At 52.6% G+C, this 24129-nt stretch carries 24 protein-coding genes; 14 read left to right on the top strand and 10 right to left on the bottom strand.

Annotated features, from left to right (window positions below; genetic code table 11):
• Window positions 1-245 precede the first annotated feature (245 nt).
• Window positions 246-1094 carry an HTH-type transcriptional activator RhaS gene (gene rhaS / locus E6P06_RS04320; RefSeq protein ID WP_139934972.1) on the top strand — a complete coding sequence of 283 codons (849 nt, stop codon included), beginning with the start codon at window positions 246-248 and terminating at the stop codon, window positions 1092-1094.
• A gap of 131 nt (window positions 1095-1225) precedes the next feature.
• On the top strand, window positions 1226-2074 hold the full coding sequence (rhaR, locus tag E6P06_RS04325) for an HTH-type transcriptional activator RhaR (RefSeq protein WP_003840475.1): 849 nt from the start codon (window positions 1226-1228) through the stop codon (window positions 2072-2074).
• On the opposite strand, the gene rhaT is transcribed toward rhaR, so the two are convergent.
• Window positions 2071-3105 carry an L-rhamnose/proton symporter RhaT gene (gene rhaT, locus E6P06_RS04330; protein ID WP_003840477.1) on the bottom strand — a complete coding sequence of 345 codons (1035 nt, stop codon included), beginning with the start codon at window positions 3103-3105 and terminating at the stop codon, window positions 2071-2073. The genes rhaR and rhaT overlap by 4 nt on opposite strands.
• A 289-nt stretch (window positions 3106-3394) precedes the next feature.
• Here rhaT and sodA point away from each other — a divergent pair, with 289 nt between their 5' ends.
• Both sodA and kdgT read left to right on the top strand, forming a co-directional pair.
• Window positions 3395-4015, top strand: a complete 621-nt coding sequence (sodA, locus tag E6P06_RS04335) for a superoxide dismutase [Mn] (protein ID WP_003840480.1) — start codon at window positions 3395-3397, stop codon at window positions 4013-4015.
• Between the two features lie 233 nt (window positions 4016-4248).
• Window positions 4249-5232, top strand: coding sequence for a 2-keto-3-deoxygluconate transporter (gene kdgT, locus E6P06_RS04340; RefSeq protein ID WP_003028743.1), 984 nt, complete (start codon window positions 4249-4251; stop codon window positions 5230-5232).
• Window positions 5233-5273: 41 nt separating this feature from the next.
• On the opposite strand, the gene E6P06_RS04345 is transcribed toward kdgT, so the two are convergent.
• Entirely contained in the window at window positions 5274-6170 is an 897-nt protein-coding gene (locus tag E6P06_RS04345) for a dihydrodipicolinate synthase family protein (RefSeq protein ID WP_139934973.1), read from the bottom strand.
• A gap of 152 nt (window positions 6171-6322) precedes the next feature.
• On the opposite strand from E6P06_RS04345, the gene yiiM reads away from it, so the two are divergent.
• Entirely contained in the window at window positions 6323-6997 is a 675-nt protein-coding gene (yiiM, locus tag E6P06_RS04350; RefSeq protein WP_003028749.1) for a 6-hydroxyaminopurine reductase, read from the top strand.
• Window positions 6998-7058: 61 nt separating this feature from the next.
• Here yiiM and cpxA read toward each other — a convergent pair whose 3' ends face one another.
• Together cpxA and cpxR are read right to left on the bottom strand one after the other, a co-directional pair.
• Window positions 7059-8432 (bottom strand): envelope stress sensor histidine kinase CpxA, encoded by a 1374-nt coding sequence (gene cpxA / locus E6P06_RS04355; RefSeq protein WP_003840485.1) that lies wholly within the window; start codon window positions 8430-8432, stop codon window positions 7059-7061.
• The gene (gene cpxR / locus E6P06_RS04360) at window positions 8429-9127 is read right to left on the bottom strand and encodes an envelope stress response regulator transcription factor CpxR (RefSeq protein ID WP_003028763.1); all 699 of its coding nucleotides are present in this window, start codon (window positions 9125-9127) and stop codon (window positions 8429-8431) included. Before cpxR ends, cpxA begins: the two co-directional genes overlap by 4 nt.
• A gap of 150 nt (window positions 9128-9277) precedes the next feature.
• On the opposite strand from cpxR, the gene cpxP reads away from it, so the two are divergent.
• The 7 genes from cpxP (at window position 9278) to E6P06_RS04395 (ending at window position 16985) form a co-directional block, all read left to right on the top strand.
• Window positions 9278-9778: a cell-envelope stress modulator CpxP gene (cpxP, locus tag E6P06_RS04365; RefSeq protein ID WP_003028767.1), complete on the top strand. Its 501-nt coding sequence runs from the start codon at window positions 9278-9280 to the stop codon at window positions 9776-9778.
• Window positions 9779-9925: 147 nt separating this feature from the next.
• On the top strand, window positions 9926-10828 hold the full coding sequence (gene fieF, locus E6P06_RS04370; protein ID WP_003028775.1) for a CDF family cation-efflux transporter FieF: 903 nt from the start codon (window positions 9926-9928) through the stop codon (window positions 10826-10828).
• Window positions 10829-11011: 183 nt separating this feature from the next.
• On the top strand, window positions 11012-11974 hold the full coding sequence (gene pfkA, locus E6P06_RS04375) for a 6-phosphofructokinase (protein WP_003028778.1): 963 nt from the start codon (window positions 11012-11014) through the stop codon (window positions 11972-11974).
• Between the two features lie 203 nt (window positions 11975-12177).
• Window positions 12178-13167, top strand: coding sequence for a sulfate/thiosulfate ABC transporter substrate-binding protein Sbp (gene sbp, locus E6P06_RS04380; protein ID WP_139934974.1), 990 nt, complete (start codon window positions 12178-12180; stop codon window positions 13165-13167).
• A 104-nt stretch (window positions 13168-13271) separates the two neighbouring features.
• Window positions 13272-14021, top strand: a complete 750-nt coding sequence (locus E6P06_RS04385; protein WP_044701838.1) for a CDP-diacylglycerol diphosphatase — start codon at window positions 13272-13274, stop codon at window positions 14019-14021.
• Window positions 14022-14094: 73 nt separating this feature from the next.
• On the top strand, window positions 14095-15399 hold the full coding sequence (locus E6P06_RS04390) for an SLC13 family permease (RefSeq protein ID WP_139934975.1): 1305 nt from the start codon (window positions 14095-14097) through the stop codon (window positions 15397-15399).
• 113 nt (window positions 15400-15512) lie between these two features.
• A complete protein-coding gene (locus E6P06_RS04395; RefSeq protein WP_016151273.1) occupies window positions 15513-16985 on the top strand; it encodes a DASS family sodium-coupled anion symporter in 1473 nt (490 codons plus the stop codon).
• Window positions 16986-17024: 39 nt separating this feature from the next.
• Here the strand turns inward: E6P06_RS04395 and tpiA are convergent, their stop codons facing one another.
• Window positions 17025-17792: a triose-phosphate isomerase gene (tpiA, locus tag E6P06_RS04400; protein WP_003028783.1), complete on the bottom strand. Its 768-nt coding sequence runs from the start codon at window positions 17790-17792 to the stop codon at window positions 17025-17027.
• Window positions 17793-17903: 111 nt separating this feature from the next.
• Complete coding sequence (locus tag E6P06_RS04405) at window positions 17904-18500, bottom strand: YiiQ family protein (RefSeq protein WP_016151274.1); 597 nt, start codon at window positions 18498-18500, stop codon at window positions 17904-17906.
• Window positions 18501-18600: 100 nt separating this feature from the next.
• On the opposite strand from E6P06_RS04405, the gene E6P06_RS04410 reads away from it, so the two are divergent.
• Window positions 18601-19029: a DUF805 domain-containing protein gene (locus E6P06_RS04410; RefSeq protein ID WP_003840502.1), complete on the top strand. Its 429-nt coding sequence runs from the start codon at window positions 18601-18603 to the stop codon at window positions 19027-19029.
• Between the two features lie 57 nt (window positions 19030-19086).
• Here E6P06_RS04410 and fpr read toward each other — a convergent pair whose 3' ends face one another.
• From fpr to E6P06_RS04430, 4 genes are all read right to left on the bottom strand, one after another.
• Entirely contained in the window at window positions 19087-19833 is a 747-nt protein-coding gene (gene fpr / locus E6P06_RS04415; RefSeq protein ID WP_003840504.1) for a ferredoxin--NADP(+) reductase, read from the bottom strand.
• Between the two features lie 95 nt (window positions 19834-19928).
• Window positions 19929-20939, bottom strand: a complete 1011-nt coding sequence (gene glpX, locus E6P06_RS04420; RefSeq protein WP_139934976.1) for a class II fructose-bisphosphatase — start codon at window positions 20937-20939, stop codon at window positions 19929-19931.
• A 135-nt stretch (window positions 20940-21074) separates the two neighbouring features.
• Window positions 21075-22583: a glycerol kinase GlpK gene (gene glpK, locus E6P06_RS04425; RefSeq protein ID WP_003028792.1), complete on the bottom strand. Its 1509-nt coding sequence runs from the start codon at window positions 22581-22583 to the stop codon at window positions 21075-21077.
• 21 nt (window positions 22584-22604) lie between these two features.
• Window positions 22605-23450, bottom strand: coding sequence for an MIP/aquaporin family protein (locus tag E6P06_RS04430; protein ID WP_003028793.1), 846 nt, complete (start codon window positions 23448-23450; stop codon window positions 22605-22607).
• Between the two features lie 428 nt (window positions 23451-23878).
• On the opposite strand from E6P06_RS04430, the gene zapB reads away from it, so the two are divergent.
• Entirely contained in the window at window positions 23879-24124 is a 246-nt protein-coding gene (zapB, locus tag E6P06_RS04435) for a septal ring assembly protein ZapB (protein ID WP_088732415.1), read from the top strand.
• Window positions 24125-24129: the final 5 nt, after the last annotated feature.

Below are 24129 nucleotides of genomic sequence, written 5' to 3' on the forward strand. Positions count from 1 at the left end.
TTCTTGACAGTGACAGCCACAATTAGCGGCTGGCAACATGGCAAAGGTGAACGTGATGCTGTTCACAATTTCTATTAATAGGGTCGGTTTTAGCGGATGTGACGTCTTCCGCAATTCCCGATCTTTCCCGCCATTTCTTGAAGAATTGACCGTGTTTACGCACTTTGGCGTCAAAAATTTAAGGTGAGGGTGATAACCCTTAATTACTATTCAGCCATGTTCATTTGATCGGGAAGGATGTCATCATGACGATATTGCATTGCGTGGATTTTTTTCCGACAGGTAAAGCGCCAGTGGCTATTGAACCGCGGCTTCCTCAACCTGCGTTTCCAGAACATCATCATGATTTTCATGAAATTGTGGTGGTCGAACATGGAACGGGGATCCATGTGTTCAACGGACAGCCTTACACCATCAGCGGCGGTACGGTGTGTTTCGTTCGCGATCATGACCGGCATTTATATGAACATACTGACAATCTGTGCCTGACCAATGTGTTGTATCGCTCCCCGGATGCGTTTCAATTTCTGGCTGGGCTGAATCAGCTTTTACCTCAGGAACAGAATGGGCAGTATCCTTCGCACTGGCGGGTGAATCAGGGTGTGTTGCAGCAGGTTCGACAACTGGTGGGGCAGATGGAAGCGCTCGGTGAGGGGATGGATACACCAACGGCGGCAAATCGCGAGATCCTGTTTATGCAGTTGCTGGTGCTGCTGCGTAAAAGCAGCCTGATGGAAGCAGCGACCGATAACGACGCGCGGCTTAACCTCCTGATGGCGTGGCTGGAGGATAACTTTGCCGACGAGGTGTGTTGGGAGGCGCTGGCCGAGAAGTTTTCCCTCTCTTTGCGTACTCTGCATCGCCAGCTCAAACAGCAAACCGGATTGACGCCGCAGCGCTACCTTAACCGCTTGCGGCTGATCAAGGCTCGGCATCTGCTTCGTCACAGTGATGATAGCGTGACAGACATCGCTTATATCTGCGGATTCGGCGACAGTAACCACTTTTCGACGCTTTTTCGCCGTGAGTTCAAGTGGTCGCCACGCGATATTCGTCAGGGGCGCGATCTCGTTGTGGCAAGCAGCCTCCAGTAACGCGAAAGCTATCAACGTTTTTTATCGCCGAATCTCAGATAATCATGTTCCTTAACGCCGGATGGCGGCTACGCCTTATCCGGCCTACAGATTACGTGACACGTAGCCGCCACCCGGCAGGGAATATTGTGATGGCGAACCATCTGGTCCTTCTGAAATCAGACTTTTTTGCGCATGAACAGCAGGCTGTCGCCGTAGCCGATCGTTATCCGCAGGATGTCTTTGCTGAGCATACCCATGAGTTTTGCGAGCTGGTTCTGGTCTGGCGCGGTAATGGCCTGCATGTCCTTAACGATCGCCCGTACCGGATAACCCGTGGCGATCTGTTTTACATTCGCGCCGAAGATAAACACTCCTACACTTCCGTTAACGACCTTGTGCTGCAAAATATCATCTACTGCCCGGAGCGGTTGACGCTGAATGTTGACTGGCAAGGGGCGATCCCCGGATTTGATGGTGCGCCGAGGCACCCGCACTGGCGACTCGGTAGCGTTGGCATGAGCCAGGTCAGACAGGTGATAAGCCAGCTTGAGCATGAAAGTAATCAACGGGATGCGCAGGCTTTTACCATGGCTGAGCTGCTGTTTGGGCAACTGGTGACCCACCTTAAGCGGCATCGTTATGCCACGGATACGCTCCCGGCGACGTCGAGCGAAACGCTGCTGGATAAACTGATCACCGCGTTAGCCGGTAGTCATGAGCATGCGTTCGAACTGAATAAGTTTTGCGAGCGCGAACGGTGCAGCGAGCGCGTTTTGCGCCAGCAGTTTCGCAGCCAGACCGGCATGACCATCAACCAGTATCTCCGCCAGGTGCGGGTCTGCCATGCTCAGTATCTGCTCAAGCATAGCCGGTTAATGATCAGTGAGATTTCCATGCGCTGCGGCTTTGAGGACAGTAACTACTTTTCGGTAGTGTTCACGCGCGAAACCGGGATGACGCCGAGCCAGTGGCGTCATCTCAGCACCCAACATGATTAGCTGGCCATTCCCAGACCCACAATGTTTGCCGCGACAATGATCACCACGCAGCCAAGGCTTAGCACACTGACCGGACGGCGACCCGCGTTTTTCCACTCTTTCAGTACCAGCCCGACAATCCCGCCGCACAGAACATAGAAGCTCATGTGCAGCATCCAGCTTACATAATCATATTGAGCCGGAATACGCGCGTGGCCCCAGGCGTAGAAGAAGAATTGCAAATACCACATCAGGCCACCAAGCGCAGACAGCAGCACGTTGGTGATAATCAGTGGCTTGGCTAACGAGAAGTCGGCTTTTATCGACAAGTTTTTCACTTTTGCCAGACGAATGAAGCAAAAGCCCAGGTTGACTAACGCGCCGCCGCCCATGATAACCACGTAGCTGGGCAGGGCGACATACAATGGATCGACACCCAGCGCGGCGGCGGCATCGTGCATTGGTTTAGCGGCGTTCATCGCAAATGACATCCCGGCGGAGAAAATGCCGCACATGACCGCCAGAACCAGCCCTTTTTTCAGGTTGAACTCTTCCGCTTTGATGCCCATTTTGCGTTCTTTTAACTGACCGGCCCGAGTCACAATACCGACGCCAATCAGCGCGACCAGTACGCCAAGCAGCGTCATGCGTCCGCCGGAAGTATTGATCAGCACATCAAAGTTGCCGTTGATAATTGGGGTCATCAGCGTGCCGACAATCAACGTAATCCCAATTGCAATGCCGATCCCCATCGACATACCGAGATAGCGCATGGTCAGACCATAGTTGATATTGCCAATCCCCCACATCGCGCCGAACAGAAACACAGGCGCCAGCGTAGAGAGGCTGAAAGAACTGAAGTAGGCCCAGAAATTGGGAAGCAACATGGCGCTAATGGTCCATGGCAGGATAAGCCAAGAGACGATCCCGCCAACCGACCACATCGTTTCCCATGACCAATGTTTGACTTGTTTGAACGGGGCATAGAAACAGGCGGCACTGGCTGCGCCTATCAAATGCCAAAAGATACCCATCGTAATCGCGTTACTCATGACTTAATCCTCGTTATTTTTTATCGTCGGTAATGACCCCTCCGACCAAACGAGTTTAAAAATTACGCAGGGTGTTAACCTTTTAACGATTGCCGCCATTTTGCGCATGTTGGCAATCATCACGTTAACTGGGTGATTCGGTTCACATCTTTAGCAATCAACATGCGCTATTAAAACCTTGTAAAAAGTACGGCATTGATAATCATTTTCAATATCATTTAATTAACTATAATGACCCAACTGCTTACGCGGCGTTAACACAGGCCGCCCGACAATACTGGAGATGATTATGAGTTATACACTGCCATCCCTGCCGTACGCTTATGATGCCCTTGAACCGCACTTCGATAAGCAGACGATGGAAATCCACCATACCAAACACCACCAGGCTTACGTAAACAACGCGAACGCTGCGCTGGAAAGCCTGCCAGAATTCGCCAGCCTGTCCGCTGAAGAGCTGATCACCAAACTGGATCAACTGCCAGCAGACAAGAAAACCGTACTGCGTAACAACGCGGGCGGTCACGCTAACCACAGCCTGTTCTGGAAAGGCCTGAAAACCGGTACTACGCTGCAGGGTGACCTGAAAGCGGCTATCGAACGTGACTTTGGCTCCGTTGACAACTTCAAAGCTGAATTTGAAAAAGCAGCGGCAACCCGCTTTGGCTCCGGCTGGGCGTGGCTGGTGCTGAAAGGTGACAAACTGGCTGTTGTTTCCACCGCCAACCAGGATTCCCCGCTGATGGGTGAAGCTATCTCTGGCGCTTCCGGTTTCCCAATCGTGGGCCTGGATGTTTGGGAACACGCTTACTACCTGAAATTCCAGAACCGTCGCCCGGACTACATCAAAGAGTTCTGGAACGTCGTGAACTGGGACGAAGCTGCCGCACGTTTCGCAGCAAAAAAATAAGTTCTACGCTTTAACGAAGCCCTGCAAGCGATGCTTGTGGGGTTTTTTTGTGATCAAACTCAATATAAAAACAATGATCCACTTAAATTGAAACAAGGTTTTATTATGCGAGTGGGATCACTTTTATAGTCTCTATGAATGTCTATCTTCTTTTCATCAAGACGGGCGCATCTCAAAGCAAGATGCAATCGCCCATAAAAATTGCCCCATTTTTATGTCTACAGGTGATGGAAATGCAGATCAAACGTACGATAGAGAAAATCCCAGGCGGTATGATGCTGGTGCCGCTTTTCCTGGGCGCGTTGTGTCACACCTTTTCCCCCGGCGCCGGGAAATACTTCGGCTCCTTTACCAACGGTATGATCACCGGTACGGTACCTATCCTGGCGGTCTGGTTCTTTTGCATGGGGGCGTCGATCAAGCTAAGCGCTACCGGCACCGTGCTGCGTAAATCAGGTACGTTAGTCATAACCAAGATTCTGGTGGCGTGGGTGGTTGCAGCGATTGCCTCACGCATTCTGCCGGAACATGGCGTAGAGGTCGGATTCTTCGCTGGGTTGTCTACGCTGGCGCTGGTGGCCGCGATGGATATGACCAACGGCGGGTTGTATGCCTCGATTATGCAGCAGTACGGCACCAAAGAAGAGGCTGGGGCGTTTGTCCTGATGTCGCTGGAGTCTGGCCCGCTGATGACCATGGTGATTCTGGGAACTGCCGGGATCGCGTCGTTTGAACCGCACGTATTTGTTGGCGCAGTATTGCCGTTCCTGATTGGTTTTGCACTGGGTAATCTGGATCCTGAGCTGCGGGAATTCTTCAGTAAGGCCGTGCAGACGCTGATCCCGTTCTTTGCCTTCGCATTAGGTAACACCATTGATTTGAGCGTGATTGCTCAGACCGGCGTGCTGGGTATTCTGCTGGGCGTGGCAGTGATTATCATCACTGGTATTCCATTGATTATCGCCGATAAACTGATTGGTGGTGGCGATGGTACGGCGGGGATTGCGGCTTCCAGTTCTGCGGGGGCGGCGGTTGCTACGCCTGTGCTGATTGCTGAAATGGTTCCGGCATTTAAACCGATGGCACCGGCAGCAACTTCCCTGGTCGCCACGTCGGTGATTGTGACCTCCATTCTGGTGCCGATTATCACGTCTATCTGGTCGAAAAGGGCCAAAGCAAGGGCGGCAGAAATTGATCTTCGTGGCACCGTGAAGTAAGTCTCTTAAGCCGGATGGTCTGCACCATCCGGCTTAATTATTTACCGTTTGACGACAAACACCTCATCGATTGTTCTACACTCACTCTCGTTCAACTCTCCACCGGCATTACGTGACACGCCGGAGCAATAGCCAAACTTACGCGATACCACGGTTTTGATGGTGGTGACAAAATCTTCGCCGATGGCATAGATGGACATATAGGTACCAATCTGGTCCTGAATATCGCGAAGCGCTGCCAGGTCGCCCTGTTTAAACGCTTCCCGCGCGCTGACAAACAGTTCCGGCATGACGTTGTTCAACCCTGAAATAATCCCTGCGCCACCTGCTAACAGGTTGGGAATATAGTATTCGTCGTAGCCGGACAGCACGGCAAAATCCTTCCGCACGGCGCGGGTGGTCTGAATCATACTGCGGGTATGAGACTGGCAGTCGACGGTGTCTTTGATACCAGCGAAATTCGGGAACTCAGCGGCGAGGGAGGCAACCAGCTCGGGGGTTAAATCGCAGCCGGTGCGTGCCGGGAAGTTATAGGCAAACCATTTGCCGCTGAGTTTCTGCCCCAACTGACGGAAGTAGCTCAGCAGCTGTTTCGCCGTTTGTCCGTAGTAGTAGGGCGGCAGGATCATCACGGCATCGTAACCTGAGCGATACGCTTCCTGCGCCATCAACAATACATCATTCTGGCAGGTGGATGAGACGTTGGCGACCATCTTCAGCGAGCTCATGGCGCGGGCCTCGCGGATCAGCAATAGCCTTTCTTCGAGCGTAAAGGAAGCAAATTCCCCGATGCTACCCATCAGCAAAATCACATCGATTTTGGCCTCGGTAAGGCGTTTGAGATGCTGGCTTAGACCGTTGAGATCGATCTTACCGTCATTGTCCATTGGCGTAATGGAAGGACACCAGACGCCAGCAAATTGCGATTGACCAGTCACGTTGTCGACTCCTTATTTGAAATGATGTTTCAAAACCAGCTTACATTGATAGCATGTGTCCCTAAGTTTCATGTGAACCGTGCTCTCATTTTGAGCGACTGGGGTAAAATAAATGTGGTGTAATGGGGGAAATTTATCGGGAGAGGGAACAGATGCGATATCCGGTCGATGTTTTTACGGGCAAAGTTCGGGACTACACGGGAAGCCGTCCCAGCGCGATTGCTAAAGTCCAGATTGACGGTGAGCTGATGCTGACCGAACTGGGGCTGACGGGAGATGAACAGGCGGAAGCGAAAATTCATGGCGGGCCGGATCGCGCGCTGTGTCACTATCCGCGTGAACACTATCAGCACTGGAGACAAGCGTTTCCGGAGCAGGCGGAGCTATTTGTCGCGCCCGCGTTTGGTGAGAACCTCTCTACTGAGGGGCTGACTGAAGAGAATGTGTATATTGGTGACATTTTCCAGTGGGGAGAGGCGTTGATTCAGGTCACGCAGCCGCGCTCGCCGTGCTTTAAGTTGAATTTCCATTTTGGCATCAGCGATATGGCCTGCCAGATGCAGGATGCAGGTAAGACAGGCTGGCTGTGTAGCGTCGTCGCGGCAGGGCTGGTATCTGCAGACGCGCCGTTGATCCTGGCGTCACGCGTGAGCGACGTCAGCGTGCGGGAGGCAATTGCTATCGCCTGGCATATGCCGTTTGATGATTCGCAATATCACCGTTTACTGTCGGCTGCCGGGTTATCAAAAAGTTGGACCAGAACGATGCAAAAGCGTCGTTTAAGCGGCAAGATCGAAGACAATTCCCGCCGTTTGTGGGGGAAATAATTCCCCCTGTCCGTGGAGGCCGGATGAGGCATTACGCCGCCATCCGGCAACACAGAGAGACTCAGGAACGCTTATACAACGGTAACCAAATTACCAGCCGTAAACCACCCAGCGGGCTGTCTTCGGCCTTCACCCAGCCACGATGCTGCTGGATTGCGGTTTCAACAATCGCCAGACCCAGACCTGTTCCGCCAGACTCGCGATCGCGCGCCTCATCGGTACGATAAAACGGACGGAAAATCTGTTCTCTGTCTTCAGGGCTTACACCTGGGCCATCGTCGTCCACGGTGATGGTAATCCCGTCGATATCCACCGCGAAGCCAACTTCAATCTTCGTATGTGAATAGCGCAGGGCATTGCGCACAATGTTTTCCAGCGCACTTTCCAACGCATTTGGGTTACCGTACAGCGGCCACGGACCCGGCGGGAAATTCACCGTGAGCGATTTACCCATCTGCTCAGCTTCAAAGGCGGCGTTATCCAGCACTTCGCCCCACAGCTGATTAGCTTTCACCGTTTCACTGACCAGCGCGTTTTTCTGCTGATTACGTGACATCACCAGCAGGTCGTTGATCATGCTGTCTAGTCGGTGTGCTTCTGTTTCAATGCGCTCCAGCTCTTTGCTCTCACCGCTACGACGGCGCAGCAGAGCGGTACCCAGTTGCAGACGCGTTAGCGGTGTTCTCAGCTCGTGAGAGATGTCCGACAGCAGACGTTGCTGCGTGGTCATCATCCGTTCCAGCGCCGTCACCATCTGGTTAAAGCTGGCACCTGCCGCCAGAAACTCCTGCGGACCGGCTTCCAGCTCCGGATGTTGACGCAGGTTGCCCTGGGCCACTTCATCCGCAGCGTTTTTCAACTTACGCGCTGGTTTCGCCAGACTCCAGGCAAGCCAGAGCAATAGCGGAGAGCTGACTAACATGGTGACGATCAGCAACAACAGCGGTCGGTCAAACAGCAGGTTGATAAAGTCAGATTGTGAGCTGCTGGCTGGTCGAATGAGATACAGCTGGTAGTTATCTTCACCGTCTCTGACGGAGAAAGGCCCGACCATCTCAACGCGACCGTATTTTTTCTTTTGCGGATGGTCGGCGTTATCGGCCTGACCAATAAAGTTACGAATGATCTGCATTTCATTGCGTTCTGCGCCGATCACGCGTCCTTCCGTCGTAACAAGTAATAACCGCTGTCCTGGTGGCGCCCACTTGTCTATCGCCCGAAACAAGCGACGCCACCACATCAAATCGTTGGGTGGATCGTTCGCCAGTTCAGCTTCAACGTGTTGCTCAATCATTAACCCCTGGCGCTGCTCGCTGTCCAGTAGCTCGGTCATCTGGCGTGAGTCGAGCTTGGGTAACATCAGTACCAACATCAACACCAGTGCCAGCGTCAACCAGAAGATGGCAAAGATGCGCGCGGTTAAGCTCCCTATCATGAAGCGGAAACCATCAGGTAGCCGCGACCACGCAGGGTTTTAAACCACGGGTGTCCGTCTTTACGCTCTGGCAGCTTACGACGCAGGTTCGAGATATGCATATCGATAGCGCGATCGAAAGGCGTCAGGCGTTTACCCAGCACTTCCTGGCTCAGGTGCTCACGCGAAACCACCTGACCGAGATGCTGTGCCAGCAAATAAAGCAGGGTGAATTCGGTGCCGGTTAACTCCAGAATTTGCCCGTCAAAGCTGGCTTCCTGGCGACCCGGATTAAGGCTTAACGCATCTACTTCCAGAGTCGGCGAGCCGTTATCGCTGTTCTGCTGCTGTTCGCTCCAGTGTGAGCGACGCAGAATAGCGCGGATGCGCGCGACCAGTTCACGGTCGTTAAACGGTTTGGGTAAATAGTCGTCCGCGCCCAGCTCAAGGCCAAGTACGCGATCCAATTCGCTGCCGCGAGCGGTCAGCATGATTACGGGTGTCTGGTGTGTCTGACGAAGTGCTTTCAGCGTATCAATGCCGTTTTTCTTCGGCATCATGACGTCGAGCAAAAGTAAATCGATGCTGTCATCCAGAAGCTCAAGCGCCTGTTCCCCATCATAGGCAACCAGCACATCGAAACCTTCCATTTCGAGCAACTCCTTTAACAGGGAAGTCAGCTCTCGGTCATCATCAACTAACAGGATTTTATTCATTGTTTACGTACCTCCGAGGCAGAAATTACGTCATCAGGCGTCGCTAATCTATGACTTTACGTTGTTTTACACCCCCTGACGCATGTTTGCAGCCCGAATCGTAAACTGTCTCTCGTTGAATCGCGACAGAAAAGATTTTGGGAGCAAGTGATGGGCAAAGTTAGCGCTGCCGTCATGGCCTCAACGCTGGCACTTAGTACATTTAGCCATGCAGCTGAAGTCGTCACAGGCGATCACTGGCACCTGGGTGAAGGCTCATCGCAACGTAGCGTTCAGAGCCACATGTTTGACGGTATCAGTTTAACCGAACATCAACGTCAACAGATGCGAGATTTAATGCAGCAGGCAAGACACGAACAGCCTCCTGTTAATGTTAGCGAAATGGAGACAATGCATCGCCTTGTCACCGCAGAGAAATTTGATGAAAGCGCAGTGCGCGCTCAGGCAGAAAGAATGGCGCAAGAACAGGTTGCCCGCCAGGTTGAAATAGCCAGGATCCGCAACCAGATGTATCGCCTGTTAACGCCCGAGCAGCAAGCGGTTTTAAATGAGAAACATGAACAACGAATGGAGCAACTGCGCGACGTAGCGCACTGGAAAAAAAGCTCATCGTTGAATTTATTGAGTAGTAGCAACTCACGTTCCCAGTAGTAACCCTGTTTTCCTTGCCATAGACACCATCCCTGTCTTCCCCCACATGATGTGGGGGTTTTTTTTGCCCAAAATTTGTCACTCGGTTATTGCCTGACTGTTTTACTTCATCCGTTATACTAGCGGCATATTCTGGCTGGAGTGTTTATGAATCATACCTATGGGCGGCTGGTGAGCCGGGCGGCAATCGCGGCGACCGTGATGGCATCGCTGTTACTTTTGATCAAAATTTTTGCGTGGTGGTACACCGGATCGGTCAGTATTCTGGCTGCACTGGTGGATTCTCTGGTGGACATCGCGGCGTCGTTAACCAACCTGTTGGTGGTGCGCTATTCGCTGCAACCGGCCGATGATGAACATACGTTCGGACACGGAAAAGCGGAATCACTGGCGGCGCTGGCGCAAAGCATGTTTATTTCCGGTTCGGCGCTGTTTTTATTCCTGACCGGGATTCAGCATCTCATCCAACCGACGCCGATGAAAGATCCCGGCGTTGGGGTGGTTGTCACCATCATTGCGTTAGTGTGTACAATCATTCTGGTCTCGTTTCAGCGCTGGGTAGTGAAGCGTACGCAAAGTCAGGCCGTTCGGGCAGATATGCTTCATTATCAGTCTGATGTTATGATGAACGGTGCGATTCTCATTGCGCTCGGGCTGGCATGGTACGGCTGGCATCGTGCGGATGCCTTGTTTGCGCTCGGGATTGGCATCTATATTTTATATAGCGCATTACGCATGGGGTATGAGGCAGTGCAATCTTTGCTGGATCGCGCTTTACCCGATGAGGAACGTCAGGAAATTATTGATATCGTGACGTCATGGCCTGGGGTCAGCGGCGCTCACGATCTTCGCACGCGGCAGTCAGGGCCGACCCGCTTTATTCAGATTCATTTGGAAATGGAAGATAATCTGCCGCTCGTTCAGGCGCATTTAGTGGCTGAACAGGTTGAGCAGGCAATTTTACGGCGTTTCCCGGGATCGGATGTCATCATTCATCAGGATCCCTGTTCAGTCGTACCCAAGGAAGGCAAGGTGTTTGAGCTTTCATAATTCGTTGTAAAAAGTGAACCGGGCCAGCATTTTGTGTATAAATTACCACCATTTGGCCTGACCTGAATCAATTCAGCAGGAAGTGATTGTTATACTATCTGCATATTCGTTGGATCGTTTCGATATGCGGAATCGACTTCCGGCAGCAGATTTCATTTTGCATTCCAAAGTTCAGAGGTAGTCATGATTAAGAAAATCGGTGTGTTGACAAGCGGCGGTGATGCGCCGGGCATGAACGCAGCAATCCGTGGTGTTGTACGTGCAGCGTTGACGGAAGGGCTGGAAGTCATGGGGATCCATGATGGCTACCTGGGTTTGTATGAAGACCGTATGGTCCAGCTTGACCGCTACAGCGTATCCGACATGATCAACCGTGGCGGTACTTTCCTCGGTTCAGCTCGCTTCCCGGAATTCCGCGACGAAAACGTGCGTGCGGTGGCTATCGAAAACCTGAAAAAGCGTGGCATTGATGCGCTGGTTGTTATCGGCGGTGACGGTTCTTACATGGGTGCAAAACGCCTGACTGAAATGGGCTTCCCGTGCATCGGTCTGCCGGGCACTATCGACAACGATATCAAGGGCACCGACTACACCATCGGTTACTTCACCGCTCTGGGTACTGTAGTAGAAGCGATTGACCGTCTGCGTGATACCTCTTCTTCTCACCAGCGTATTTCCATCGTTGAAGTGATGGGCCGCTACTGTGGCGATCTGACCCTGGCGGCTGCAATTGCCGGTGGTTGTGAGTTCGTAGTGGTTCCGGAAGTGGAATTCAGTCGCGACGATTTAGTTGCTGAAATCAAAGCGGGCATCGCGAAAGGTAAAAAACACGCAATCGTAGCGATCACTGAACACATGTGTGACGTTGACGAACTGGCGCATTACATCGAGAAGGAAACGGGCCGCGAAACGCGTTCAACCGTGCTGGGTCACATTCAGCGTGGTGGTTCCCCGGTTCCTTACGATCGTATCCTGGCATCCCGTATGGGCGCATATGCTATTGAACTGCTGCTGGCAGGTCATGGCGGTCGCTGTGTCGGTATTCAGAACGAGCAGCTGGTTCACCACGACATCATCGATGCTATCGAGAACATGAAGCGTCCGTTCAAAGGTGACTGGCTGGACTGCGCGAAAAAACTGTACTGATTGTTTTTTGTTGCCCGGTGGCGCTTCGCTTACCGGGCCTACAGCGTGTACTCTTGTAGGCCGGATAAGGCGTAAGTCGTCATCCGGCACAACCTTCCTCATTTATTCCCCGAAGTTATAGCAAATCTTTTTTTATTCTTTAATGTTTGGATGCCTTTCTGGCACGCTTTGCTCATCACAACATCACATAAGAGAGCTGGGCGATGAACAAATGGGGCGTAGGGTTAACATTATTGCTGGCATCGACCAGCGTTCTGGCAAAGGATATTCAGTTACTTAACGTATCGTACGATCCAACACGTGAACTGTACGAGCAGTACAATAAAGCCTTCAGCGCGCACTGGAAGCAGGAAACGGGCGATAACGTCGTTATCCGCCAGTCGCACGGCGGCTCTGGTAAACAGGCGACCTCTGTCATCAACGGTATTGAAGCCGATGTCGTGACGTTGGCACTGGCGTACGACGTGGATGCCATTGCTGAACGTGGTCGAATTGATAAAAACTGGATTAAGCGTTTGCGGGATAACTCTGCGCCTTACACCTCCACCATCGTGTTCCTGGTCCGCAAAGGCAACCCCAAACAAATTCATGACTGGAACGATTTGATCAAACCGGGCGTGTCAGTGATTACACCAAACCCGAAAAGCTCAGGCGGCGCACGCTGGAACTATCTGGCGGCATGGGGCTATGCACTGCACCACAACAACAACGATCAGGCCAAGGCACAAGACTTTGTGAAGGCCCTGTATAAAAACGTTGAGGTGCTCGATTCTGGTGCACGTGGCTCAACCAATACTTTCGTTGAGCGTGGTATCGGTGATGTGCTGATCGCCTGGGAAAACGAAGCGCTGCTGGCAACGAACGAGCTGGGTAAAGACAAATTTGAGATAGTGACGCCGAGTGAATCTATTCTCGCGGAGCCGACCGTTTCCGTGGTCGATAAAGTGGTGGAAAAGAAAGACACCAAAGCGGTGGCGGAAGCTTATCTGAAGTATCTCTACTCTCCGGAAGGCCAGGAAATTGCAGCGAAAAACTACTATCGTCCACGTGATACAGACGTTGCGAAGAAATACGAAAATGCATTTCCGAAGCTGAAGCTGTTCACCATCGACGAAGAGTTTGGCGGCTGGACAAAAGCGCAGAAAGAGCACTTCTCTAATGGCGGTACGTTCGACCAGATCAGCAAACGCTAAATAAGTCTGTGATTTACCGACCCGGTGGCCTAACGCGACCGGGTTTTTTATTTGTCATGGTTTTGCGTTACTCTTGCCCTTCAATGGGATACAGGAAACGCGTAATGAAAAAAGCAGGCTATCTTTTACTGGCGGTGATTGTAGTCGCCGCCGCTGCAGGCATCGGGTACTGGAAATTCACCAGCAACCCGGACGCATTACGCCAGATCGTCCTTCAACAATGCTTGCCGCACCAGTTGCAGCAGCAGGATCCTGCACCATGCGCAGAAGTGAAGCTGGATGCCGGATATGTGGTGTTCAAAGACCGTAACGGCCCTTTGCAATATTTGTTGATGCCCACTTATCGCATTAACGGTACGGAAAGCCCACTGCTGTTGAAATCAGGCACGCCGAACTTTTTCTGGCTGGCCTGGCAGGCGCGTAGCTTTATGAGCCAAAAATACGGCCAGGAAATCCCTGACAAAGCAGTCTCTCTGACCATTAACTCACGTAGCGGGCGTACTCAAAATCACCTGCATATTCATATCTCCTGCCTGCGAACCGATGTCAGAAAACAGCTGGATGACAACCTGGCGAAAATCAGCACCCGCTGGCTACCTCTACCAGGTGGGCTGCGCGGTCATGAATATCTGGCGCGTCGCGTCACGGAAAATGAACTGGCACAACGCAGCCCATTTATGATGCTGGCAGAAGAGGTGCCGGATGCACGTGAGCATATGGGCAGCTATGCGTTGGCGATGGTGCGTCAGAGCGATGAATCCTTTGTTCTGCTGGCTACTCAGCGCAATCTGCTGGCGCTGAATCTCGCCTCCGCTGAGGAAATTCAGGATCATCAATGTGATATTCTGCGTTAACCCCACCTAATCTGGCGTTTACTCCGCATGCCTGTCCCCGTATTCTTGTTGAAAAAAACAACAGGAGACAGGCATGTCGCTCTGGCTTACACACCCTCTGTTTATCCCCTCTCTGGTGGTTGGCATCACCATTCTGCTCTGGGCTACGTCGCTGCTGCCGGAGTTTATAACGGCGCTGCTGTTCTTTGCCGTGGCGATGGTCGCCAAAATCGCGCCTCCGGATGTGATCTTTGGCTGCTTTGCGTCCTCCGCATTCTGGTTGGTGTTTAGCGGCTTTGTGCTGGGTATCGCGATTCGTAAAACGGGGCTGGCGGACAGGGCGGCGAGGGCGCTGTCATCACGGTTGACCGACTCCTGGCCGTTAATGGTGGCGAGTGTGGTGCTGTTGAGTTACGCGCTGGCGTTTGTAATGCCATCCAACATGGGCCGCATTGCGCTGCTGATGCCGATTGTCGCAGCGATGGCGAAACGAGCTGGAATTAACGATGGTACGCGCGCCTGGTATGGTCTGGCACTGGCCGTTGGGTTTGGGACATTCCAGCTTTCTGCGACGATTTTACCCGCAAACGTACCGAATCTGGTGATGAGCGGCGCGGCGGAAGGCTCTTACGGCATCCACCTCAATTATCTTCCCTATTTGCTGCTGCATACGCCGGTTCTGGGTTGGCTTAAAGGCGCGGTTCTCATCGTGCTTATCTGCTGGCTGTTCCCTGGCAAGCCCCATGCGCCGCGCGATCTCACGCCGTCGGAACCGATGAGTGGAGATGAAAAACGTCTGGCCTGGATGTTAGCAGTGGTGTTGCTTCTTTGGGTAAGCGAAAGCTGGCACGGCATTGGCCCCGCGTGGACCGGGCTGGCGGCGGCAGTTATCACATTGCTCCCACGGGTTGGCTTTATCAATGGCGACGAGTTTTCCACTGGGGTCAACATTCGTACCTGTATTTATGTGGCGGGTATTCTGGGGCTGGCGATCACCGTCACGCAGACAGGTATTGGTAGCGCCGTTGGCGAAGCGCTGTTACAGGTGATGCCGCTGGATGCGGAAAAGCCGTTTACCAGTTTCCTCGCGCTGACCGGTATTACCACGGCGCTTAATTTTATTATGACGGCGAACGGTGTTCCGGCGCTGTATACCACGTTGGCGCAAAGCTTTGCCGATGCGACGGGATTCCCGCTGCTGTCGGTGATTATGATCCAGGTGCTGGGTTATTCCACACCACTGTTGCCGTATCAGGCTTCACCGATCGTGGTGGCGATGGCGCTCGGGAAAGTACCTGCAAGGGCAGGGATGCTGCTGTGTATCGCACTGGCGGCGGCAACGTATTTGATTCTTCTGCCGCTGGATTACGCCTGGTTTACGGTGTTGGGAAAACTGTAGCTGTATCAAAATGTTAATTTTATGTTTTGTGAGTGAGTGAATTGTATTATGCGCGGCAATATCGGTTAATGCCTGAGCGCAGATTTGCGCACTGGAAACTCAAGGATTGATTCATGGACAGTTTGACCCCCATCCGCCGCTGGCCTGCCATCATCTCGCTTGTGATTACGCTGACCATCTGGTTTGTTATCCCGTGTCCTCCTGACGTAACCCCGCAAGCATGGCACCTGCTGGCACTGTTTATTGGTACGATCGCCGCGATTATCGGTAAAGCTATGCCCATTGGTGCAATTGCGATTGTGGCGATTATGCTGGTGGCGATGACAGGCGTTACTAACCCAGGCAAACCCTCGGCGGCATTGAACGATGCATTGAGTGGTTTTTCTAACCAGCTAATCTGGCTGATTGGTTTATCCATTATGCTGTCGCAAAGTCTGTTAAAGACCGGCCTGGGCGCGCGTATTGGCTACGGGTTTATTGCGCTATTTGGTAAAAGAACGCTGGGTATTGCGTGGGCATTAACCCTTGCGGAAACGCTAATTGCACCCGTAACGCCAAGCAATACCGCGCGTGGTGGTGGCATTATCCACCCGGTAATGCGGGCGATTGCGGAGAGCCTCGGCTCGCAGCCAGGCCATGCCGAGAATGGCTCAACGGGCCGTTATCTCGCGCTGGTGAACTACAACATTAACCCGATCAGCTCGGCAATGTTCATCACCGCGACCGCACCTAATCCGTTAATCGTCAGTTTTTTGACAAAGGGGACGGATGGCGTGCTGAACATGACCTGGGGAATGTGGGCTATTGCGGCGCTTCTTCCCGCACTGGTATCACTGGTTGTTATGCCGATTGTAATCTGGTGGCTCTATCCGCCAGCTATCACGCGCACGCCAAATGCGCCGCAGTTTGCGCGGCAAAAACTGGATGCGCTGGGTCCACTTTCTTTGGCAGAGAAAATCACCTTGGGGGTGTTCATTTTGCTGCTCTGTCTATGGGCGGGTGTTCCAGCAATGCTGATGGGCAGTGCCTGGAGCGTAAACCCCACTAGCGCCGCGTTAATTGGATTGTCGATTCTATTGATGGCGGGTGTATTGAGCTGGGATGACATTCTTAAATGCCGCGGGGCATGGGATACGATAGTCTGGTTTGCCGCGCTGGTGATGATGGCGGATTTTCTCAGCAAACTGGGATTGGTGGGATGGCTGGCAACCAGCGTGGGTAGCGCAATCGACCATCTTGGCGTGCACTGGAGTGTTGCGACGCTGCTGTTAATCCTGCTTTACGTCTACTCGCACTACTTTTTCGCCAGCACAACTGCGCATATTACGGCTATGTTCGCTGCGTTCTTCGCCGCAGGCTTAGGCCTCGGCGCGCCGCCAGCGCTGCTTGGTTTAATGCTCGGTTTCTCCTCCTCCTTGATGATGTCGCTCACGCACTATGGCACGGGTACTGCGCCTATTATCTTTGGTTCGGGCTATGTCACGTTGGCGGAGTGGTGGAAAACGGGGCTGGTGATGAGTGTGGTCAACCTGACCATTTGGGGTGTGACCGGCGCCTTCTGGTGGCACTGGTTGGGATACTGGTAGTTAATACAGCGGGAGGAGGGCTCCTCCCGCCTTAACAACTTAAGCCTGTTTAGCGGCTTCTGCTGCTTTAACGATGACTGCGAAGGCGTCTGCTTTCAGAGAAGCACCACCAACCAGCGCACCGTCGATGTCCGGCTGAGCGAACAGTTCTGCCGCGTTAGCTGCGTTTACAGAACCGCCGTACTGGATGATAACTTGCTCAGCGATTTTCGCGTCAGCTTTAGCAATGTGGTCACGAATAAATTTGTGAACAGCCTGAGCCTGAGCAGGAGTTGCAGATTTGCCGGTACCGATAGCCCATACTGGTTCGTAAGCGATAACGACGCCTTCGAATGCTGCTGCGCCCTGAGTTTTCAGAACCGCGTCGATCTGACGTGCACAAACTTCTTCAGTTTTGCCCGCTTCGTTTTCTGCTTCGGTTTCACCGATGCACAGAACTGGAGTCAGACCCTGCTCTTTCAGCACGGCGAATTTTTTAGCGATCAGCTCGTCAGATTCTTTGTGGTAAGTACGACGCTCAGAGTGACCGATAATGATGTACTGCGCGCCGATGTCTTTCAGCATTTCAGCACTTGTTTCACCAGTGAATGCGCCAGACAGGTTCAGGTCAACGTTCTGCGCGCCCAGAATGATGTGGCTACCGGCAGCGGCGTGTTTCGCCAGGTCGATATACATTTCCGGCGGAGCAATCGCTACTGCACAGCCAGCAACGCCAGCCAGTTCTTTACGCAGGTTAGCAACCAGTTCGTTTACCATGTGGCGGCTGCCGTTCAGTTTCCAGTTACCCATCACTAAAGGATGTCGCATTTCATTTCTCCACGCTTGTCAGCGAATTAAGGAATATGGCCGCCCGTGAGGGCAGCATGGTCTGTGAAACAGTATAGAGATTCATCCCCTGAAAGGCTTTGCTTTTTGTCATCAATTCGCCTTCTCAAGACTTTCTGATAGTGCCAGCTTAATCGGTTCAACAGCGAAGGTCAGTCCTTTTTCACCGTTGTCAGCAACAACATAGCGAATTGCGCCTTCTGTTTCAGCGTAATAGCGCTTACCTTTGCCTGCGGCGAGCAGTTTTTGCAGCTTTTTCTGGCTCTGTTCCTTCGTCAGTAGCGGTGCGACGGTGCGGATGACGGCGGTCATGTATTCCAGCGCTTTCACTTTGGCTGCCTTTTGTTCTGGCCCCTGAATGGGTAACCAGGTTATCTGCATGCTTTTGATTTTAAGGGTGCCGCGTTCAAGAGCGGAAGACGCATACAGGTTTTCATTGATTTTACTGGCTGCGCGGGTGAGATTTGCTCGATCGCGACTGCTGTCGATGGCGCGGAACTCATTCAGAATAAGCTTCGGATTCTGCGTATTAAAGTTTTCACGAAACTGGCTAATCGACAGGTCAAAGGTCGGCGCGCCCGCCAGTAAATAGGGGGCCGTGGTTGCCGTCGATGGCTCTTCCGCCAGTACCGCAGTGCTCGCGGTTAAGGCTGAAAACAATAATAAAAACAGTGTAAATCCTTGCTTCATCAATCGTACCTTTCATTCTCATTGCTCACGATTAAAACGGTAACCGTCGAGCTTGTCAAAAGGGTAAACTGTTCTGGAAGGTAATAATAAAGGAACTTACATGACCATACAGCAGTGGTTATTCTCATTTAAAGGGCGCATCGGGCGCCGTGATTTCTGGATTTGGATTGGCCTATGGATCGTCAGCATGCTGGTTCTGTTTTCGCTGGCGAGCAAACAATTACTCGATATTCAGACCGCGGCTTTTTGTCTGGTGTGTCTGCTATGGCCAACGGCGGCAGTGACGGTAAAACGTCTGCATGACCGGGGGCGCTCCGGAGCGTGGGCGCTGTTGATGATCCTGGCGTGGATGCTGCTGGCCGGAAATTGGGCGATATTACCCGGCGTCTGGCAATGGGCGGTAGGCCGCTTTGTTCCAACGTTGATTCTGGTTGGTATGCTTATCGATCTGGGGGCGTTCATTGGCACCCAGGACGCAAATAAATATGGTAAGGATACGCAGGACGTAAAGTACAGAGCTGACTCGTAGGCCGGATAAGCGCCATCCGGCAAAATGCCCGGGTGTTTACCGGGCATTAAAACGTTCTTACCAGTAGTGCTCTGCGGTCATATGGCCCGGTCGACGGCGCAGGTGTTTGGTCATTTGCCGGGTCTCTTTCAGCAACTGCTGCGTGTCGCGTACCATTTGCGGGTTTCCGCACAGCATCACATGGCTGGTTTCTTTATCCATTGGCAACCCGACTGCTTTTTCTAGCTCACCGCTTTCAATCAACGCCGGTACACGTCCGGTCAGCGAATCTGCGGCTGTTTCACGGCTGACAACCGTCTGGATGCGTAATTTACCTTCGTAGCGTTTTTCCAACGCCTGCATCAACGGTAGATAGCTCAAATCGGCGGCATAGCGCGCGGCGTGGACCAGCACCAGATTTTTAAAGCGATCCAGGTCCTTGCCTAACTGCAGAATCGACAAATATGGGCCGATAGCCGTGCCGGTCGCCAGCATCCATAGCGTTTCGCAATCGGGGACTTCATCCAGCACGAAGAAACCAGCAGCTTCACTCACCACCTGCACTTCATCGCCTGGCTTCAGTGCTGCCAGACGAGGGCTGAGTTTGCCGTCGGGAACCGTCACCAGATAAAACTCTAAATCGGGGTTATCAGGGGCATTTACGTAAGAATAGGCGCGCTGGACGCGTTCGCCGTCGATCTCAAGGCCAAGTTTAGTGAACTGACCTGCAGTGAAAGGAAGAACTGGAGCTCGCACGGTCAAACTAAACAGGGCATCGGTCCAGTTTTGCACCTTTGTGACTTTGCCTGTTACCCAATCTGCCATGGTTTTCTCCTGTCTGCTTTGATTGCCTTATCTTCGTTCGTTGGACGAAAGATTTCCAGCCCATATGGGCTGGAAGGCTCTATTGATCAAATCAATTACAGGATGTGCGCCTGCACATCGGGATCTTTACGATCGAGGTAGTGAATCGACTGAATGCGACGGATCGTACGTGATTTGCCGCGGATCAGCAGCGTTTCGGTGGTGGCGATATTACTTTTACGGCTAATCCCTTCCAGCAAATCGCCTTTGGTGATGCCGGTGGCGGAGAAAATGACGTTGTCGCTACGCGCCATTTCATCGAGGCGCAGCGCTTTGCCCGCTTCAATGCCCATGGCGGCGCAACGAGCCAGTTCTTGTTCGCCAATGCGACGGTTCTCTTCGCTGTCGCCTTTGACGTCATGACGCGCCAGCAAACGGCCCTGCATGTCGCCGTCCAGTGCGCGGATCACAGCTGCGGAAACCACACCTTCAGGTGCGCCGCCAATGCCGTACAGCACGTCAACTTCACTGTCTGGCATGCAGGTCAGAATGGAGGCCGCAACGTCGCCGTCTGGAATAGCGAAGACGCGCACGCCCAGTTTTTGCATTTCGGCGATCGTTTCATCATGGCGTGGTTTGGCCAGAATGGTTACGGTCAGCTCACTCAGCGGTTTATTGAGTGCAGCGGCAACGTTATGCAGGTTGGCTTCCAGCGACAGGTTCAGGTCGATAGACCCTTTTGCGCCTGGGCCGACAATCAGCTTTTCCATGTACATATCTGGCGCATTCAGGAAGCAGCCTTTATCGCCCACAGCCAGTACGGCCAGCGCGTTTGCCTGACCCATTGCCGTCATGCGTGTACCTTCGATAGGATCGACGGCGATGTCGACCGCATCGCCAAGACCGGTCCCGACTTTTTCACCGATAAACAGCATCGGCGCTTCATCAATCTCACCCTCGCCAATCACGATGGTGCCGTCGATGTTGACCTGGTTGAGCATAATACGCATGGCGTTCACTGCCGCGCCGTCAGCGGTATTTTTATCGCCGCGGCCCAACCATTTATAGCCAGCCAGCGCGGCCGCTTCGGTCACGCGTGAAAATTCAATGGCAAGTTCTCGTCTCATTGCAAACTCGTAGCTGAAAGGAATGGCGCGAAGTGTAGCACAGGGGAGGGGGCGAGATTATTGATGTGTGTGCGGGGTTGCCCCCGCACGAAGATTTTGCCGGATAAGCCAAAGTAGCCATCCGGCAATGACGTATTACTCGTCGTGATCTTCCCATGCCATGGCGCGTTTGACCGCTTTTTTCCAGCCACTGTAACGGAAGTTACGCTCGGTGGTTTCGATGCCTGGACGGAATTCACGCTCGATGACCGCTTTCTCCTGCAACTCATCCAGATTCTGCCAGAAGCCTACTGCCAGGCCAGCCAGGTACGCTGCACCTAATGCGGTGACTTCGCGAACTTCCGGACGCTCTACGCGGGTGCCCAGAATGTCAGACTGGAACTGCATCAGGAAGTTGTTGGCGACCGCACCGCCGTCAACGCGCAGGGCGTGCAGACGAATACCGGAGTCAGCCTGCATCGCTTCCAGAACATCACGCGTCTGATAAGCGATAGACTCAAGCGTTGCGCGGATGATGTGGTTGGAGTTTACGCCACGGGTCAGGCCGAAGATGGCGCCACGTGCATACGGGTCCCAGTACGGTGCACCCAGGCCAGTAAATGCCGGAACGACGTACACGCCGTTGGTGTCTTTCACTTTGGTGGCGAAATACTCAGAGTCGAATGCATCGCTGATGAGTTTCATTTCATCGCGCAGCCACTGAATGGATGCGCCAGCCATAAATACCGCACCTTCCAGCGCGTAGTTCACTTCCCCGGTCGGTCCGCAGGCGATGGTGGTCAGCAGTCCGTTTTCGGACTTAACGGCTTTCTCACCGGTATTCATCAGCATGAAGCAGCCGGTACCGTAAGTGTTTTTCGCCATCCCTTCCTTTACGCACAGCTGGCCAAACAGAGCTGCCTGCTGGTCACCGGCGATACCGGAGATAGGAATACGAATGCCGCCTTTACCACCAATGTTGGTCTGACCGTACACTTCAGAAGAGCGACGCACTTCTGGCAGCATGGCGCGCGGAATATCCAGCGCATCCAGCATCGTGTCATCCCAGTCCAGGGAGTGGATGTTGAACAGCATGGTACGTGAAGCGTTGGTGTAATCCGTGACGTGTACGCGTCCCTGCGTCATTTTCCAGATAAGCCAGGTGTCCACGGTACCAAACAGCAGTTCGCCGCGACGAGCGCGTTCACGCGAGCCTTCAACGTGGTCGAGGATCCATTTCACCTTGGTGCCAGAGAAGTACGGGTCAATCACCAGGCCGGTGTTGTTACGGATGTATTCTTCCATGCCATCGCGCTTAAGCTTTTCGCAGATATCTGCGGTACGACGACACTGCCACACAATGGCGTTGTAGATTGGTTTACCGGTCTCACGCTCCCAGACGATGGTGGTTTCACGCTGGTTGGTAATACCGATCGCTGCAATTTCATCGGAACTGATATCGGCTTTCGCCAGAACTTCAACCAGCGTAGAGCTTTGGGTTGCCCAAATTTCCATTGGGTCGTGTTCTACCCAACCTGCTTTCGGGTAGATTTGCTCGAATTCGCGCTGTGAAACGGCAACGATATTCGCATCGTGGTCCATTACGACCGCGCGGGAGCTGGTGGTGCCCTGGTCGAGCGCAACGATATATTTTTTTTCAGTCATAATTTTTGTCCCGTAGTCACATTACAGCGAAGCTTTTTGTTGAGTGTTGGCCGCCGCGTCTTTTTCTTCAATCACGCAGACATCGCACGGTAAATGGCGACCAATCAGTTTGCGATATGCCCATGCGCCCAAAATCGCGCCGGTAATCGGGCCAAACACCGGAACCAGGAAGTAAGGGATATCGCGACCACCTGTGAAGGCAATCTCACCCCATCCGGCCATCCAGGCGAAGAGTTTCGGTCCGAAGTCACGTGCCGGGTTCATCGCAAAACCTGTCAGCGGACCCATGGAAGCACCAATAACGGCAATTAATAAGCCAATCAGCAGTGGTGCCAGCGGACCACGAGGTACACCGTTACCATCGTCGGTCAGAGCCAGAATCAGCCCCATTAGAATAGCGGTAATGACCATTTCAACCGCGAAGGCCTGCACAAAATTGATATGCGGATTCGGATAGGTGGAGAAAGTACCCGCCAGACCCAGGCTTTCGGTAGTGCCACGCACGATATGGTTGGTTTGTTCAAAATCGATGAAAAGATTGTAATAAAGCCCGTAAACCAATGCCGCTGCGCAAAAGGCGCCGGCAATTTGCGAAATAATAAAAGGGACAACTTTGCGTTTATCAAAACAGGCGAACAGCCAGAGTGCGATGGTTACCGCGGGATTCAGGTGTGCACCAGAAACACCTGCGGTCAGATAGATAGCCATCGCTACCCCCAGACCCCAGATGATACTGATTTCCCACTGACCAAAAGTAGCACCAGCTACTTTGAGTGCAGCGACACAGCCCACACCGAAGAAAATCAACAACCCGGTACCGAGGAATTCAGCAATGCACTGGCCTTTTAAGGTTGAGGTTTGACTCATAATCGGATCCTGAAGAGAGTTTAATGTTTATTGTGTGCGAGAAGGTCACTGACATCCCCGGAGCCGGTAGGCACACTGTTAATTTATCGTTAACGCTCAAAAACGAGAAATATCGAAATTAAAATGTGTGTACTGCATCAACAAAATGAGCGTTTTCGCGCCATTGTGCGGTATTTGTTATACAAAAATAGTGTGAGCTGAATCATTTCACTGATCAATCTGTTAACACTTAAGAGTTATGACAGTCATGTCACCAGGAGAAAGACTAAAAGTGTTGCAAACCGCAATCTGCGCGGGATGCCGCTGGACAGCGATGACGCGGCTTCATACAATCGGTGTTAAGTAGAGTGCGCTCGTTTTTATTAAGGCGTCGCCGGTTATCGGGACGAGGATTTTTATCCATCAACGCCTTGCAATTCAGGAGAGGTATGACGATGTCATTAGAAGTGTTTGAGAAACTGGAAGCAAAAGTACAGCAGGCGATTGATACCATCACGTTGTTACAGATGGAAATCGAAGAGCTGAAAGAAAAGAACAACTCACTGTCGCAGGAAGTTCAGACTGCACAGCAGCAGCGTGAAGAGCTGGAGCGTGAGAACAACAACCTGAAAGAACAGCAGAATGGCTGGCAGGATCGTCTGCATGCCCTGCTGGGTCGTATGGAAGAAGTCTAATTACG

Origin of the sequence: Citrobacter sp. CF971 (assembly GCF_006385635.1) — a bacterium.
Classification (GTDB): Bacteria; Pseudomonadota; Gammaproteobacteria; order Enterobacterales; family Enterobacteriaceae; genus Citrobacter; species Citrobacter freundii.